Below are 14,269 nucleotides of genomic sequence, written 5' to 3'. Positions count from 1 at the left end.
GGGCGAGTTGGTGAAATTTCATTCATTGGTTTCAGTCTCCATGGGTATCAACGTTTATGGGCATATTTACTTATTCGCCGACCAAAGGCCCGCCTTCAACGGTAAAGCGCCTGAGATGGCGTTCTTTTGTCGGATCAAAATCGGTCCGGGCATGAACGGTGCACAGGTTATCCCATATCAACAGGTCCCCCTTGCGCCATTTATGGGTATAGAGAAATTCTGGCTGTTCTTCATGGGCAACCAACCGGTCGATAATGGCCCGACCCGCATCCCCCGGCATGCCCACAATTTCCGACGTCATCAGCCGGTTTACATAAAGGGCTTTTCTGCCTGTCACCGGATGGGACACGACCATGGGCTGGACAAATTGGCGGGCATTCGAAATTTTCCCCACTTGCTCCCGTGACGTTGAATCATAGCTAAAGACATTCAACGCATCATAGTCATCCACCACCCCACGCAGGTCATCGGGCAGGGCATCATAGGCACGACACAGGTCGCCAAAGATTGTATCCCCGCCCGCATCGGGCACCACAATGGCATAGAGACACGTCGCCCGAGCAGGGCGTTCCACATAACATTGATCGATATGGAACTGCATCTCACCATCGGGCAGAGAGCCGATAAATTTACCGTCTTCCTTGCGATTGGAAACAAACATTACTTCTGATGGGGCATCGGTGCCTTCATGACGATCATCCGCTGGCCGGGATCGCTTGCCCAGATTGCCAAACAATTCACAAAATCGGACATGATCTTCGGGCGAAAGGTTCTCCTGATCACGAACCACTAACACAAGGTGTTTAGCCCATGCCGCACGCAGCCGGGCTTTCGTGTCATCATCCAAAGAACCAGCTAGGTCAACACCGGTTACTTCGACACCAAACCCTGCAGAAAACGGGGTTATTTTCATCAACGCATACTCCTACTGCAGCTCTATATTATCCCTGATTTTTATGCTTGGCATTGGCATTCACGCTTGACCATAAATGTTCATTCCAGTCTTGGGGCAGGGTGCCATCGTCCAGCGCCATGCCGACATAATGGCTCCACAGCTTGTAACAATGCTGTTCACGGTTGTTGTTGGTGACAGCAATCAGATCCAGCTCTTCGCGGGTGAGAGGGTTCACCTTGCCGATGGTCGCCGCCTGATAATGGGCCTTGGCATTTTCTTCAAAATGAACGGCATCCACCAAAAGTGCGGGCAGACTTTCGGCCACCAAAACCCCGCCATGGGCACGCAACAACGCACCGTTATTATCGCCAAGGGTCTTTGCCAGTTCCTGGCCTTGGCGTGCCGACAAGATATGGCTGGGATCACCATGGATGGGCACCCCTGACTTCCAACGCTGGGCGTGGCTTTTCATCAAGGCCAATTCAACGCCTTCGATCATTGTGAACATTGCCGCCAATTCAGAATGGGTATGAACCACGGTTTCAATATCGGGGCGCGCGCGCAGAATTTGGGCATGAATATGTGCCTCAACGGGCGGACGGTCACCGGCGGGGCCTTCTAAAAGATTGCAATCAAAATCACAAATCAACAACCCCTCAGGATTAATGCCCGCACGGCTGTCGTTGATGGATTGAATCATAAAGGCATCGCGGCCCGGAATACGAATACTGGCATGGCCTGAATAGGTAAGAATTCCTTCTTTGTGCAACAATCGTGTCAGGGCAGCCAATTGCACCCGGTACCCGGTGATAACAGCATCAGAATTAGAACCCGCATTTGCGGTGGTCATTATTGTCTCCTTGGAAATAACGTTTGGAATTAAATGCGTTGGCGCTACAGCGTACCCAGATTTTGTTGCATGGTATGAAGCACGCGACGAATGGTTTCAACATCCTCAACGGATACGCCTTGGACCGAACTAATATTAACATCAATGGCATGGGGCAATAAAACATTGCGCAGGGCACGGCCCTTTTTGGTCAGGTAAATATTGACCTTGCGCTTGTCGTCGGTGTTGCGCACACGCTTCACATAATCCCGTTTTTCCATACCATTCAGCGCGGTCACCGTGGTCGGCTCCATCATGCCCACACGTTGGGATAATTCGCGCTGGGTTAATCCGTCTTCTTCCCACAAGACACGAAGAAAATACCACTGACCAATGGTGACGCCATGGGCGGAAATTCGAGCTTGGAGAATTTTCGTAAATGCCCGGTACGTGTCGCGCAATAAATACCCGACACTGGTTTCGGAATCAAATTCGACATCCCCCCCATTTGCAGCACATTTAATCGCTGCCTGGGCTTCGGGAACAAGTTCGCTTGTGTCACTCATGGCCCTTGTCATCTTTCGCTTTGTTAGCCTGACCATATTCTTGGACAGTTCATTAGCATGCTAATCATTCTACGGCATAACCGTTAGAATTCCAACCATTAGACTCCCACTGGAATTCCCGGCTTTCCGGTCATTTCAACAATTTTCATTCCTTTTATCAGCATTTCAGGGGGGCTAAACTAAGCCCCGGAAGGAAACCCATGGCCAAATCTGGCAAAAAATCTAGCGCCCCCCCTGTGACCGGGGCCATTACAAAGGCGATTTATCACCGAGCAACGGCCCTTGGCTTTGACGCGGTCGGCTTTTCGGTCGTTGAGGATGCCCCCGATGGTAGTGCCGATCTGGCTGCCTTTATCGAACAGGGCCGCCAAGGTGACACAGACGGGAACATGGACTGGGACATGGACTGGATGGAAAAGCGCGTCACTGCCCGCGCCCGACCGGGGAACCTTTGGCCAGATGCCCGGTCCGTTATTTCTTTGGGCCTCAATTACGGCCAGGGCGAAGACCCAATGATTAACCTGACCCGGCCCGGGCGCGGCACCATCGCATCCTATGCCCGGGGGCGGGATTATCATCTGGTGGTCAAATCCCGGCTCAAACAATTGGGACGATGGATTGCTGAAACCTACGATTCCGATATCAAGGTCTTCGTCGATACCGCCCCGGTCATGGAAAAACCATTGGCGCAACGCGCCGGCATTGGATGGCAGGGCAAACACACCAACATGGTTTCCCGTGAATTTGGCTCGTGGCTGTTTCTGGGTGAAATTTTTACCACCCTTGATCTCACCCCCGATGCACCGGAATCTGATCATTGCGGCAACTGTCAGGCGTGCCTTGATATTTGCCCCACCGATGCCTTTCCGGAACCGGGAAAGCTGGATTCAAAGCGGTGCATTTCGTATCTGACCATTGAACACAAAGGCACCATTGCACCGGAATTTCGTATCCCCATGGGCAACCGCATCTATGGCTGTGATGATTGCCTTGCGATTTGTCCCTGGAATAAATACGCATCCCAAACCAGCGAGCCAACCTTTTTGCCCCGCATTGAGCTGACCGCACCGAAACTTGCCGATCTTGTGCTGCTTGATGATCAAGGCTTCAGGGATGTTTTCTCCACCTCTCCCATCAAACGGATCGGGCGCGCCCGATTTATCCGCAACGTATTGATTGCCATAGGAAATTCTGGCGATTCCACCCTTGCCCCTGTGGTGCGTGATCGGCTAAAAGATGATGCGCCTGTGGTCCGGGCCATGGCCGTCTGGGCGCTTTCAAGATTAATTCCAGCGGATGAATTTTCAGCGCTGTCTGCCCAAACCATGGGGGATGAAAAAGATCCCGACGTTATCGAAGAATGGAATATGGCCCTTCAATCCGACATGAAACACAGTCATGAAACTAAGTGATTTTGATTTCGACCTGCCAAAGGCATTGATTGCAGATCGCCCGATGGAGCCCCGCGAAGCGGCAAAGCTTTTGGTGATCGGCGAAACGCTGGAAGACCGCCATGTCGCCGATTTACCAGATTTGCTGAACCCGGGCGACATCATCGTTGTCAATGACACAAAGGTGATCCCAGCGCAGCTAAAGGGCAAACGGGGGGATGCCATGGTCGACATTACCCTGCACAAACCGCTGGGTATGGGCCGCTGGCAGGCCTTTGCAAGGGGTGCCAAAAAATTGAAACCCGGCGACACCATTACCTTTGGTGATGCCTTCACAGCCACGGTCGAAAGCCGGGGTGAAGGCCGGGCCGGCGGCGAAGTGATCCTTGATTTTGCCATGGATGATGGCCAAATGTTTTCAGCCCTCGAACTTTTCGGCGCTGCACCCCTGCCCCCGTATATTCCCCGTGAAACAGGTGCTGATGCCCGCGACACGGTTGATTATCAGACCATTTTTGCAGCCAACCCCGGGGCCGTCGCTGCCCCCACGGCAGGCTTCCATTTCACCGATACGCTTTTGGAGGCCATTAAAGCCCACGGCGTGGCAAAGGCCACCGTGACGCTCCATGTTGGGGGCGGCACCTTTTTGCCGGTCAAGGTGGACGACATCAAAGATCACAAGATGCACGCCGAACGCGCCATTATTGATCAAGCCACGGCAGACAAGATCAACCAGGCCCGCGAACGCGGGGGCCGGGTGGTGGCCATTGGCACCACGGCGGCACGGCTGTTGGAAACCGCAGCGGATGATCAGGGAAAAGTGCAGGCCTTTGAAGGCGATACTGATATTTTTATGTCGCCGGGGTATAAATTCCGGGCCGTGGACCTGTTACTCAGCAATTTTCACCTGCCAAAATCGACCCTGTTCATGCTGGTGGCCGCCCTTGCGGGGCTGGATAAAATGAAGGGGGCGTATGACCATGCCAAGGCGCAAAAATACCGGTTCTATTCCTATGGCGATTGCTGCCTGATTAGTCCCGCACCCGGGGCACGACTTGGAGATACAGTTTGAGCACGCCAAAATTTGAATATCAGGCCCTTGGGAAATCCGGATTAGCACGGCGCGGTCGCCTGCACACAGCGCACGGCACCGTAGAACTGCCTGCCTTCATGCCCGTGGGCACCCAAGCGACCGTCAAGGCCATGATGCCCGAAGATGTGGCTGCCACCGGGGCCGATATGATCCTCGCCAACACCTATCACCTGACCCTCAGGCCCGGGGCCGATATCGTGGAACAGCTGGGGGGGTTGCATAAATTCATGAACTGGCCGGGGCCGATCCTGACCGATTCCGGCGGCTTTCAGGTGATGTCTTTATCGAAACTTCGCAAACTCACCGACCACGGCGTCACCTTTCAATCCCATCTTGATGGCAATACCTGCGAATTAACGCCCGAAACATCGATCGAAATTCAGCGCCAACTGGATGCCGATGTCACCATGGTTCTGGATGAATGCACCGCATTTCCAGCAACCGAAGACGTCGCCGCCCGGTCACTGGACCTGTCCATGAAATGGGCCAAACGATCAAAGGATGCTTTCACAGACAGGCCCGGTTATGGATTGTTCGGCATTGTTCAGGGCAGTGTCTATCCAGATTTACGCGAACAATCCGCAACGGCGCTCACCGAAATCGGCTTTGATGGTTACGCCATTGGCGGCTTGGCCGTGGGCGAAGGCCAGGACATGATGCTTGAAACGCTCGGCATCACCCTGCCCCATTTACCTGAAAACAAAGCGCGCTACCTCATGGGGGTTGGCACACCGTCTGATTTGATTAATGCGGTCGCCCTTGGGGTTGATATGTTTGATTGTGTAATGCCAACCCGGTCCGGGCGCACGGGAAAGGCATTCACCCGGCGCGGCGAGATCAATATGCGCAATGCGCGCCACGCGAAAGACCCCCGCCCGATTGATGAAAATTGTGCGTGTCCCGCCTGTGCCGATTATTCCAGAGCCTATATCCACCACCTGTTTCGAGCCGAAGAAATGCTGGGGGGCATGTTGCTGACCCGCCATAATCTGCATCTGTATCAAGACCTGATGGCCGATCTGCGCGCATCGATTGAAACCGACACCTTTTCAAAGGTCGCAAAAATCTGGGAAACCGGGCTGAAAATCGGCGATATAGAAGCCATTTGACCCATCCTGCCCACAGCCATAAGATCGCGCCATGAATGATGACAAAAAACCTGAACTAACCCAATTGGGCAGGCCAAGCCCACTTCCTGAAAGCCCGGAAGTGGCCGTTCTTGAAACATTTGAGAACCCTAATCTGGGAAAGGATGTTCTGGTGCGGTTTTCGTGCCCGGAATTTACCTGTCTTTGCCCCATCACCGGCCAGCCAGATTTTGCCCATTTTGTGTTTGATTATGTGCCCGATCAACACTGCATTGAGAGCAAATCCCTGAAGCTGTTTCTGGCGAGCTGGCGCAATACGGGGGCATTTCATGAAAAAACCACCGTGACCATTGCCGAGCGCTTGATCGAGGTGACATCGCCAAAATGGCTGCGAGTTTCCGGGTTCTGGTATCCGCGCGGCGGCATTCCCATCGATGTTTTCTATCAAACCGGCAATCCGCCTGATGGCGTTCATATCCCCGATGCCGGTGTTCCGGCCTATCAAGGCCGGTAAGTCATACCCCGATCACGCGCCGCGATACACACAGCCTGCCGTGCAGGTTTCGTTCAACACCACCGATGACAATCCCGGCAAGTCTGGCTTCAGGCTGTCCCAAATCCAGCGCGCGATGACCTCGCTGGTGGGATTTTCAAGGCCCACAATTTCATTCAGATAATGATGATCCAGCTGATCCAGAATGGGGGCGAAAATTTGCTTCACATCGGCAAAATCCATCACCCAGTCTTCGGGCGGCGCAATGGGGCCTTCAATATGAAGTTCAACCTGAAAAGAATGGCCATGCAATCGATGGCACTTATGGGTTTCAGGCAAATTGGGCAGACGGTGGGCTGCTTCGAACGTAAACCGTTTAAAAATTTCCATCATGTCTCTCTAAGCTAGGCCAAGGGTTTTGTGAATCTGGAGGCTGAGCCGCCAGCGGGGATGGGCAAGGCAATATTCTATCCCCTTTTTGGTATTTTGATCGCGTTCAGGACTATCCATGGGCTGCAGGAAAAAATGATCAAACGCCAGATCATTGTATTGTTCGGGCATGGCACCGGTTTGCGGATACACCAATTTCAATTCATTACCCGTTGTCAAAACAAGGTCCGTGCCCGCCTTGGGGCTGACGCAGATCCAATCAATGCCATCAGGGGCCGCCAATGTGCCGTTGGTTTCAATGCCGATGCTGAACCCCGCCTCATGAAATGCATCAATCAAGGCCTTATCCAATTGCAATAATGGCTCTCCGCCGGTGCAAACAACATAGCCCGGTGCCTCGCCATCGCTGTCTTTTGCCCAAAGGACTTTAGCTGCTGCCACCAAAGACGCGGCATCTTCAAATTGGCCGCCACCGGGACCATCGGTGCCGACAAAATCTGTATCGCAAAACTGGCACTGGGCATCCAGGCGATCTTTTTCGCGGCCCGACCACAGGTTACACCCGGAAAACCGGCAGAAAAGCGCTGCCCGACCCGCCTGTGCCCCTTCCCCTTGCAGGGTCAGGTACATTTCCTTGACCATATAGGCCATGTTAATTCCGGTCCTGATACGGGGTTGGATCGGCTAGGCCTGCTTCGGAAAAACCCTTCAGGCGTAGCTGACAGGAATCACATTCGCCGCACGCACGCCCCGCATCGTCGGGGTCATAGCAACTGCGGGTCTGGCCGTAATCAACCCCAAGGGCGGTGCCCGCACGGATGATTTCACCCTTGGTCATATCAATCAATGGGGTGTGAATTTTCACCGGCAACCTGCCTTCAACCGCACCCTGGGTTGCCAGATTGGCCATGGTTTCATAGGCCTGAATAAATTCGCCCCGGCAATCGGGATAGCCGGAATAATCCCTGGCATTCACGCCAATAAAAAGATCGCCACTGTCCATCGTTTCCGCCCAGCCCAGCGCCAGAGACAAAAAGATGGTGTTGCGCGCGGGCACATAGGTGATGGGGATGGCACCCTCTATTTCATCATTGGTGCGGCCCTTGGGCACGGGGATATTATCGGTCAGGGCAGACCCACCAAAGGCGCGCAGATCAATGGGCAACACCACATGGCGGGCCACATCAAAGGTGCGCGCCACCGTTCGGGCTGCCTCAATTTCAATGTTGTGGCGCTGGCCGTAATCAATGGTAAGCGCACAAATATTAAAGCCCTGGGCCTGTGCCATGGCTGTAAGCGTCGTGGAATCAAGGCCGCCCGAAAGCAGAAGAATTGCGTTTTTGGCCATCCTAGCCTTCCCCCTCGCCCCTGCCGGGGACCGGCGCAACGGTGATGCCGGGGACCGGCGCATCGGTAATGTCACGCAAGGTCCGGTAGCGCCGATACAGATAAATGCCAAGCATGCCGGAAATGATAAACAGGCCGACAGATGCCCCAATGCGCAAGCCCGGATCAAGATGGATGCCACTGCCCAAAAGGGCAAAAATCACTGTTTGGGGAATATAGCCAAGGGCACTGCCAGCAAAAAACGGCACGGGTTTTGTGCCGGAAACCCCGGCGGCCAGATTGGTCAAAAGATTGCTGCCCGCAGGCAACAGACGGATCAAAAGTGCTGTCGAGAACGTGTTGTCATGGAGAAACCCATCGATGCGAGCAATGCGATCTGGAAACCGTCTCAGGATAAAATCACGCCCAAGAAACCGCGCACAATAGAGCGCTACCACGGAGCCGCCGACCACAGCGCCCAATGCCAATGCCGTGCCAAGACCAAAGCCAAAGGCATAGCCGCCTAAAAAACTGATGGCTTGGCGGGGAAACCCGATGGCTGCCATCACAATGCCAGCACCGATGAAGATGAACTCTCCTGATAATCCCTGACCCCGGATCGTTTGATCAATCCACGCTTCGTCCAACAGGCCATACAGCCCCGTTGCCTTGACCAGAAAGCCAAAAGCAACGAACGCCCCGATCAGGACAAAGCCGCGTAGATAGGGTTTTAAGGCGTTCATGAATCGGGCTTGATATCCGGGCGTTTAATTCTGCGCAACAGCCAGGCAACCCCGAACAGATCGGTGATTCCCACCCATAGGCGATCGAATAACCCGTAATTGGAAACGCCACGAAGCCGTGGGCGATGGTTTACATCGACACAGATAATTTTTCCGCCACCCCGGATCACAAGAGCCGGATAATACCGGTGCATATGATCGAAACAGGGCAGCCGCAAAAAGGGAATACGCGCCATAACCTTCAACCCGCACCCGGTATCTGTCACCCCGTCTTTCAACATCCATTGCCGAATGCCATTGGCAATGCGCGACGTAACCCGGCGCAGCCAATTGTCCTGGCGTTTGGCCCGAATGCCCGCCACCAGATGCAGGGTTTCATCATCTGAGCCAAGGGCGACATCGACCAGTGCTGGAATATCGGCAGGATCGTTCTGGCCATCCCCATCAAGGGTAATAATCCATTCCCCTCGTGCCGCAGAGGCACCGGTCCAGATTGCGGCCGATTGACCACAGCTTTTTTCATGGTGGATCACCCGAAGCTCTGGAAATTCAGCGCACGCCTTTGCCAGAATATCCGCCGTATCATCGGTGGAGCCATCATTGACATAGATAATTTCAAATTCATGGCGGCCATGAAGGGCTGCATGAATTTCCCCGATCAAGGGCAAAACATTTTCCGCTTCATTACGAACCGGAACGATGACAGAAAGGGCGATGGTCATGGTAGTCTGGTTTCCAAAATGGGTGCCAAATGGCAATATGCCCGTGCTTTATACGGGTTTTATAAAAGCAGGGGATTCTTGTTTAAAGATAATTTTGCTAGATTGCCCCATATGAGACAGTTTAATACGGTGAAAAGATGAAACCTGCCACCTTCCTTGGCGCCAGCATTGCTTTAGCAGCCCTGTTTATGGCCTTTCCGGGCCTGGACGAAGCATTTTCACACCTGTTTTACGTTGATGGGGAAAAATTCTTCCTAAAAGGCTGGGGACCGTTCGTTTTTCTCTATGACATTGTTCCCCTTGTTTTACGCGTTACCGTCGGGTTGATCATCATCATGGCGCTGATCCGCCTGATACCAGACAGCCTGAGCAACCGCGCACCGGCCATCCTTCATGCCCGGGGACAGGCCATTGTCTTTATCGTCCTGTCCCTTGCCATTGGGCCGGGGCTGGTTACCAACGAAGTTCTTAAAAATCATGTGGATCGCGCCAGACCGGCGCAAACCACAGAATTTGGCGGCACCAAAACCTTTACCCCCGCCTTTATCGTGTCCGATCAATGTGAGCGCAATTGTGCGTTTGTTTCCGGCCATGCCTCCATGGGCTTTTTCTTTGCAAGCTTTGGCTTCCTGATGATCCCGGGGTTCAGGCGAACCATGGTTTTTAGTCTGGCAATCGCCTTTGGGGCCGCCGTTGGCCTCGCCCGCATTGCCCAGGGGGCGCATTATCTTTCCGATGTCATCTTTGCCGGCGTGATTAACATCGCCATTGCATGGGCGCTGTATCACTGGATCGTCACCCGCAACGGGCTGGGCAGAGAAACCCTATCCCGGGTCTGGCACCGGATCACGGGCCACAAGTCTTAAAAAATTACCGCTTTGCTTTGCGCAGGGCTTTGGTCGCGGGCAAATCCACAATGAAGGCCCCCTTTGATTTTTTCAAAGCCACCCGGTAATCCTGTTTGGCCGATTTGGCGCTGACATAGCCTTCGTTCACATCGTGGCAAACCGATTGGGGGTCACGTTTTCTTGGGTCCCCGAAGCCCCCACCGCCCGGACTTTCCAGACGGAAAATATTCCCCGCCATCAGGGGATAATCGGAATAGCGCGAAGGCAGGATTTCTGCGCCTTTGGTATCAGGGTGCATGGTCAATCGACCACACCGGCCATCCGATCCCTTGCGCACCCCACGGGGTGCGATGAAATGCTTGTTGGAACGGATGGTAAATCTGGCTTCGGCAAGGTTTTCATATTCCCTGAGAATACCAAGCCCCCCCCGAAAGGCCCCCGGGCCCCCGGAATCTGGGATCAGTTCAAACCGTTTCACCCGGGTTGGGAATTCACTTTCGACAATTTCAATCGGCGCGATGCGGGCGTTGGATTGATGGGAACACGTACCCGAAACCCCATCCATCATAGCTCGCCCGCCGGTGCCACCGCCGACGATTTCATATTGAACGTAACCCTTGCCCGAACGCGTTGATCGCCCGCCAATAATGATAGACCGCGACCCACAGCCATCGGCGCGGGCGCATTCGGGAACAATATTGCTGATGGCCTCAACCGTTGCTTCCGTCACGGCCGTGACCGTTGGCATATAGGTGTTTACCGGGGCCGGGAAATGGGGGTCCAGAACACTGCCCTTGCGCAGTTTGACTTCTGCCACCTTTAACAGGCCGGAATTAATGGTGATGGTGGGGTCCACCTGAGAAATCAGGGTATAGACCATGGCCGCCTGAACCAGTGGCGGGCGGATATTCGCAGGCCCCCGGGTTTGATCGTTAGAGCCCGTGAAATCAAAGGAAATACGATCGCCCTTTTTCTCCAGAACCACATGAACCCGAATGGGTTTATCCAGATCAATGCCGTCATTATCAACGAACCGTTCGGCCTCATAGCGGCCATCTTTCCATGTCCGCATGGCGGCGCGAATGATGCCTTCGGAAACCCGCATCAATTCATCAAACGATGCCATCACCTGATCGGCACCATATTTTGTAACCAATTCGCCAACCCGTCCTTCACCCAGACGGTCCGCGCCCACCTGGCCGCGAATATCGCCCAGTACCATTTCCGGCGTGCGTGAATTGGCGGCCAGAATTTTATCCACTTCATGCAAGGTCTTGCCATCACGCTGATAGCGAATGGCTGGCAAATGCAGGCCTTCGGCAAAAATTTCTTTGGCCAAGGCATAACAACTGCCGGGCACCACCCCGCCCAAATCTGGCTTATGGGCAATGTTGCCGGAAAACCCGATCAGTTGAGACCCAGCAAAAATCGGTGTGATCACGGCCATATCCGGGGCATGGGGACTGCCGCCTTCATAGGTGTGATTAATGATGTAGGCATCGCCCGGCGCGATATCATCGCCATAATCGCGCAGCACAGCGGCGGTGCAATGGGGGAATGCACCAACATGAAGGGGCAGCACAACATGCTGGGCCACCACTTCACCTTTGGCGTTCATCAACGCACAACTGGCGTCCTGGGATTCACGAATGATGGTCGAAAAGCCGGTGCGAAACAGGCAGTTCTGCATTTCGCGCACGATGCCAACCAAGGATGCCTTGATCACCTGAAAGGTGATGGGATCGATGCCGGGTTTCGAGCCCTTTTTTGACCTTTTTTTCTGGGCGGGCCGTTTTGCAATTTTTGCCATGGGCTTTTCCTAAACAATCATCAAGTTTTTAAAACGGTCGACCTCAGCGGATTGACCGGGGCCAATCACAAGGGTGGAATCGAGCTGTTCAACCACGGCTGCCCCCTTGATCTTGTGCCCAACATCAAGGCGTTCACGCTGGTATACCGGAACATCATGGGTAACCCCATCAAACCGCGCAGTGCGCTTGCCAAGATACGCATCGTTCAACTTCAGGCCTTGGCGGCGGAAGGTGGGCATCTTGACCTCTGGTAATTTACCGATGCCAACCACCCTATACGTCACCACCTCTACCGGTTCTTCCGGTGCCGAATGGCCAAACAATTGGCGATGGGTTTCATCAAAGGTATTGCGCACGGCTGCAAGCGTTTTTGCCGTGACCTTGCCGCTGTCCAGGGGCACGGTCAGCTCATAGCCTTGACCGGCGTAGCGCATGTCAATGGCGTATTCGATGATGATTTGCCCCGCTTTAAATCCTTCGGCACGCAGTTCCCCGCGGGCACGATCCGCGAGCTCTTTAAGCATTCCCGCCACGTCCCTGGGGCCAAGTTTTGAAATCAAGGTCAGGCGCGACACCGCATAATCATGGCGAACATCGGCCTGAAGCAGACCAATGGCCGAATTAACCCCCGGGTACAGCGGCACCAAAATACCCCGCATCCCAAGGTTACTGGCCATTTGGCAGGCATGCAGGGGGCCCGCGCCGCCAAAAGCCACCAGCGTGAAATCACGAAGATCAAACCCGCGCATGGTGGAAATGGCCTTGATCGCCTCTTCCATCTTGACGTTGATAATTCTGGCAATGCCTTCGGCCGCATCCATAATCGACATGCCCAATGGATCTGCGACTTGCTTTTTCATGGCCGCCTTGGCGCTAGCCGTATCCAGTGCCATGCGCCCGCCCAGAAAATTATTTTCCCCAAGATAGCCCAAAATAAGATTGGCATCAGTCACCGTCGGCTGGGTACCGCCATGGCCATAACACGCAGGGCCCGGCTGGGCACCTGCTGATTCCGGCCCGACCTGAAGCTGTCCGACGCTGTCGGCTCGGGCAATGGTGCCCCCGCCCGCAGACACCGTATTGATGTCCATCATCGGCACGGAAATAACCCGGCCATCCACTTCGATGCGGTTGGAATGCGATGCCTCACCATCCTTGATCAAGGCCACATCACAACTGGTGCCGCCCATGTCAAAGGTGATCAGATTGGGTTCGCGAACGTCCCGGGCCAGATTGACCCCGGCCGTTACCCCACCTGCGGGGCCTGACAACACCGTCGCCACCGCTTTGCGTGCTGCGGCATCAAACGTTGCCGTGCCGCCATTGGACTGCATGATGTAGCGTTTTTTGGTATGTAGCCCGGCATCATCCAGCTGGGTTTCCAGGTGGTGGACATAACGTTCTAAAATAAGCTGCAGATAGGCATTGATCACAGTTGTGGAGAGGCGGAAAAATTCCCGAATTTGCGGCAAAATTTCAGAAGAAAGCGAAATGCTGATTTCCGGGGCTTCTTTTTCGAAGATTTCCGCAATGCGTTTTTCATGGCGGGGATAGAGAAAGGAAAACAAAAGGCAAACCGCAACAGATTGGACGCCCTTTTTGCGAAATTCCTGCACGGTCTTGCGAAGCGCTGCTTCATCCAGCTTTTTCAGAACCTTGCCCTGAAAATCGACCCGCTCTATCACTTCGCCGGTCATGCTTTCAGGGGCCAAAAGGCTGGGCTTTTGATAGGTAACATCAAAAACAGACGGGCCATGGGGGGTGGATTGTTCCGCCACCTCATAGATGCCCCTAAACCCTTCGGTCACCAACAACCCGGTCTTTGCCCCCTTGCCTTCCAAAAGGGCATTGGTGCCAACGGTGGTGCCATGACAAAAATATTCGACGTCTTCTGCCGCAACGCCTTGATCCAGCAGATGGCGCACGCCTGCAACAATGGCCAAAGAGGGGTCATGGGGCGTAGAGGGCAGCTTGTGGATAGAGATTTCGCGGGTATCTTCGCGAAAATAAACGACGTCAGTAAAGGTTCCGCCGGTATCGACGGTGATGCGATATTTGCTCACGGAATAATGCC

General features: G+C 54.1%; 15 protein-coding genes. 5 read left to right on the top strand and 10 right to left on the bottom strand.

Annotated features, from left to right (window positions below):
- Positions 1-70: 70 nt before the first annotated feature.
- From HOJ08_05770 to HOJ08_05760, 3 genes are read right to left on the bottom strand one after another with little or no spacing between them, the layout of a single operon-like run.
- Positions 71-913 (bottom strand): TauD/TfdA family dioxygenase, encoded by an 843-nt coding sequence (locus tag HOJ08_05770; GenBank protein MBT5672940.1) that lies wholly within the window; start codon positions 911-913, stop codon positions 71-73.
- 28 nt (positions 914-941) lie between these two features.
- A complete protein-coding gene (locus tag HOJ08_05765) occupies positions 942-1,745 on the bottom strand; it encodes a class II aldolase/adducin family protein (GenBank protein MBT5672939.1) in 804 nt (267 codons plus the stop codon).
- A 44-nt stretch (positions 1,746-1,789) separates the two neighbouring features.
- Positions 1,790-2,290, bottom strand: a complete 501-nt coding sequence (locus tag HOJ08_05760) for a MarR family transcriptional regulator (GenBank protein ID MBT5672938.1) — start codon at positions 2,288-2,290, stop codon at positions 1,790-1,792.
- A gap of 200 nt (positions 2,291-2,490) precedes the next feature.
- On the opposite strand from HOJ08_05760, the gene queG reads away from it, so the two are divergent.
- Genes queG through queF form a run of 4 tightly spaced genes read left to right on the top strand, consistent with a single transcriptional unit; the run spans position 2,491 to position 6,376 of the window.
- Complete coding sequence (gene queG / locus HOJ08_05755; protein MBT5672937.1) at positions 2,491-3,702, top strand: tRNA epoxyqueuosine(34) reductase QueG; 1,212 nt, start codon at positions 2,491-2,493, stop codon at positions 3,700-3,702.
- A complete protein-coding gene (gene queA / locus HOJ08_05750; protein MBT5672936.1) occupies positions 3,689-4,753 on the top strand; it encodes a tRNA preQ1(34) S-adenosylmethionine ribosyltransferase-isomerase QueA in 1,065 nt (354 codons plus the stop codon). The genes queG and queA overlap by 14 nt, the downstream gene beginning before the upstream one ends.
- On the top strand, positions 4,750-5,883 hold the full coding sequence (gene tgt, locus HOJ08_05745; protein MBT5672935.1) for a tRNA guanosine(34) transglycosylase Tgt: 1,134 nt from the start codon (positions 4,750-4,752) through the stop codon (positions 5,881-5,883). Before queA ends, tgt begins: the two co-directional genes overlap by 4 nt.
- A 31-nt stretch (positions 5,884-5,914) precedes the next feature.
- Positions 5,915-6,376 (top strand): NADPH-dependent 7-cyano-7-deazaguanine reductase QueF, encoded by a 462-nt coding sequence (gene queF, locus HOJ08_05740; GenBank protein MBT5672934.1) that lies wholly within the window; start codon positions 5,915-5,917, stop codon positions 6,374-6,376.
- 12 nt (positions 6,377-6,388) lie between these two features.
- Here the strand turns inward: queF and queD are convergent, their stop codons facing one another.
- Genes queD through HOJ08_05715 form a run of 5 tightly spaced genes read right to left on the bottom strand, consistent with a single transcriptional unit; the run spans position 6,389 to position 9,536 of the window.
- Entirely contained in the window at positions 6,389-6,745 is a 357-nt protein-coding gene (gene queD, locus HOJ08_05735) for a 6-carboxytetrahydropterin synthase QueD (GenBank protein MBT5672933.1), read from the bottom strand.
- 9 nt (positions 6,746-6,754) lie between these two features.
- The gene (gene queE, locus HOJ08_05730) at positions 6,755-7,396 is read right to left on the bottom strand and encodes a 7-carboxy-7-deazaguanine synthase (protein MBT5672932.1); all 642 of its coding nucleotides are present in this window, start codon (positions 7,394-7,396) and stop codon (positions 6,755-6,757) included.
- A gap of 1 nt (position 7,397) precedes the next feature.
- The gene (queC, locus tag HOJ08_05725; GenBank protein MBT5672931.1) at positions 7,398-8,093 is read right to left on the bottom strand and encodes a 7-cyano-7-deazaguanine synthase QueC; all 696 of its coding nucleotides are present in this window, start codon (positions 8,091-8,093) and stop codon (positions 7,398-7,400) included.
- A gap of 1 nt (position 8,094) precedes the next feature.
- The gene (locus tag HOJ08_05720) at positions 8,095-8,814 is read right to left on the bottom strand and encodes a TVP38/TMEM64 family protein (protein MBT5672930.1); all 720 of its coding nucleotides are present in this window, start codon (positions 8,812-8,814) and stop codon (positions 8,095-8,097) included.
- On the bottom strand, positions 8,811-9,536 hold the full coding sequence (locus HOJ08_05715; GenBank protein ID MBT5672929.1) for a glycosyltransferase family 2 protein: 726 nt from the start codon (positions 9,534-9,536) through the stop codon (positions 8,811-8,813). The genes HOJ08_05720 and HOJ08_05715 overlap by 4 nt, the downstream gene beginning before the upstream one ends.
- Positions 9,537-9,673: 137 nt before the next feature.
- On the opposite strand from HOJ08_05715, the gene HOJ08_05710 reads away from it, so the two are divergent.
- Positions 9,674-10,402, top strand: coding sequence for a phosphatase PAP2 family protein (locus tag HOJ08_05710; protein ID MBT5672928.1), 729 nt, complete (start codon positions 9,674-9,676; stop codon positions 10,400-10,402).
- Between the two features lie 4 nt (positions 10,403-10,406).
- Here the strand turns inward: HOJ08_05710 and HOJ08_05705 are convergent, their stop codons facing one another.
- Together HOJ08_05705 and HOJ08_05700 are read right to left on the bottom strand one after the other, a co-directional pair.
- Positions 10,407-12,194, bottom strand: a complete 1,788-nt coding sequence (locus HOJ08_05705; protein ID MBT5672927.1) for a hydantoinase B/oxoprolinase family protein — start codon at positions 12,192-12,194, stop codon at positions 10,407-10,409.
- 9 nt (positions 12,195-12,203) lie between these two features.
- Positions 12,204-14,258, bottom strand: a complete 2,055-nt coding sequence (locus HOJ08_05700) for a hydantoinase/oxoprolinase family protein (protein ID MBT5672926.1) — start codon at positions 14,256-14,258, stop codon at positions 12,204-12,206.
- Positions 14,259-14,269: the final 11 nt, after the last annotated feature.

The organism is Rhodospirillales bacterium, assembly GCA_018666775.1.
Taxonomy (GTDB): domain Bacteria; phylum Pseudomonadota; class Alphaproteobacteria; order SMXQ01; family SMXQ01; genus JABIXC01.
The sequence above is the reverse complement of the archived record's forward strand: the minus strand, read 5'-3'. Positions and strand labels throughout refer to the sequence as shown.

Excerpts from the sequence above, each read along its gene's own strand:
- HOJ08_05710 (MBT5672928.1), top strand. The coding sequence starts at position 9,674 with ATGAAACCTGCCACCTTCCTTGGCGCCAGCATTGCTTTAGCAGCCCTG.
- HOJ08_05770 (MBT5672940.1), bottom strand. The coding sequence starts at position 913 with ATGAAAATAACCCCGTTTTCTGCAGGGTTTGGTGTCGAAGTAACCGGT.
- HOJ08_05705 (MBT5672927.1), bottom strand. The coding sequence starts at position 12,194 with ATGGCAAAAATTGCAAAACGGCCCGCCCAGAAAAAAAGGTCAAAAAAG.
- queC (MBT5672931.1), bottom strand. The coding sequence starts at position 8,093 with ATGGCCAAAAACGCAATTCTTCTGCTTTCGGGCGGCCTTGATTCCACG.
- HOJ08_05715 (MBT5672929.1), bottom strand. The coding sequence starts at position 9,536 with ATGACCATCGCCCTTTCTGTCATCGTTCCGGTTCGTAATGAAGCGGAA.
- HOJ08_05765 (MBT5672939.1), bottom strand. The coding sequence starts at position 1,745 with ATGACCACCGCAAATGCGGGTTCTAATTCTGATGCTGTTATCACCGGG.
- queF (MBT5672934.1), top strand. The coding sequence starts at position 5,915 with ATGAATGATGACAAAAAACCTGAACTAACCCAATTGGGCAGGCCAAGC.
- queG (MBT5672937.1), top strand. The coding sequence starts at position 2,491 with ATGGCCAAATCTGGCAAAAAATCTAGCGCCCCCCCTGTGACCGGGGCC.
- queD (MBT5672933.1), bottom strand. The coding sequence starts at position 6,745 with ATGGAAATTTTTAAACGGTTTACGTTCGAAGCAGCCCACCGTCTGCCC.
- HOJ08_05760 (MBT5672938.1), bottom strand. The coding sequence starts at position 2,290 with ATGAGTGACACAAGCGAACTTGTTCCCGAAGCCCAGGCAGCGATTAAA.
- HOJ08_05720 (MBT5672930.1), bottom strand. The coding sequence starts at position 8,814 with ATGAACGCCTTAAAACCCTATCTACGCGGCTTTGTCCTGATCGGGGCG.
- queE (MBT5672932.1), bottom strand. The coding sequence starts at position 7,396 with ATGGCCTATATGGTCAAGGAAATGTACCTGACCCTGCAAGGGGAAGGG.
- queA (MBT5672936.1), top strand. The coding sequence starts at position 3,689 with ATGAAACTAAGTGATTTTGATTTCGACCTGCCAAAGGCATTGATTGCA.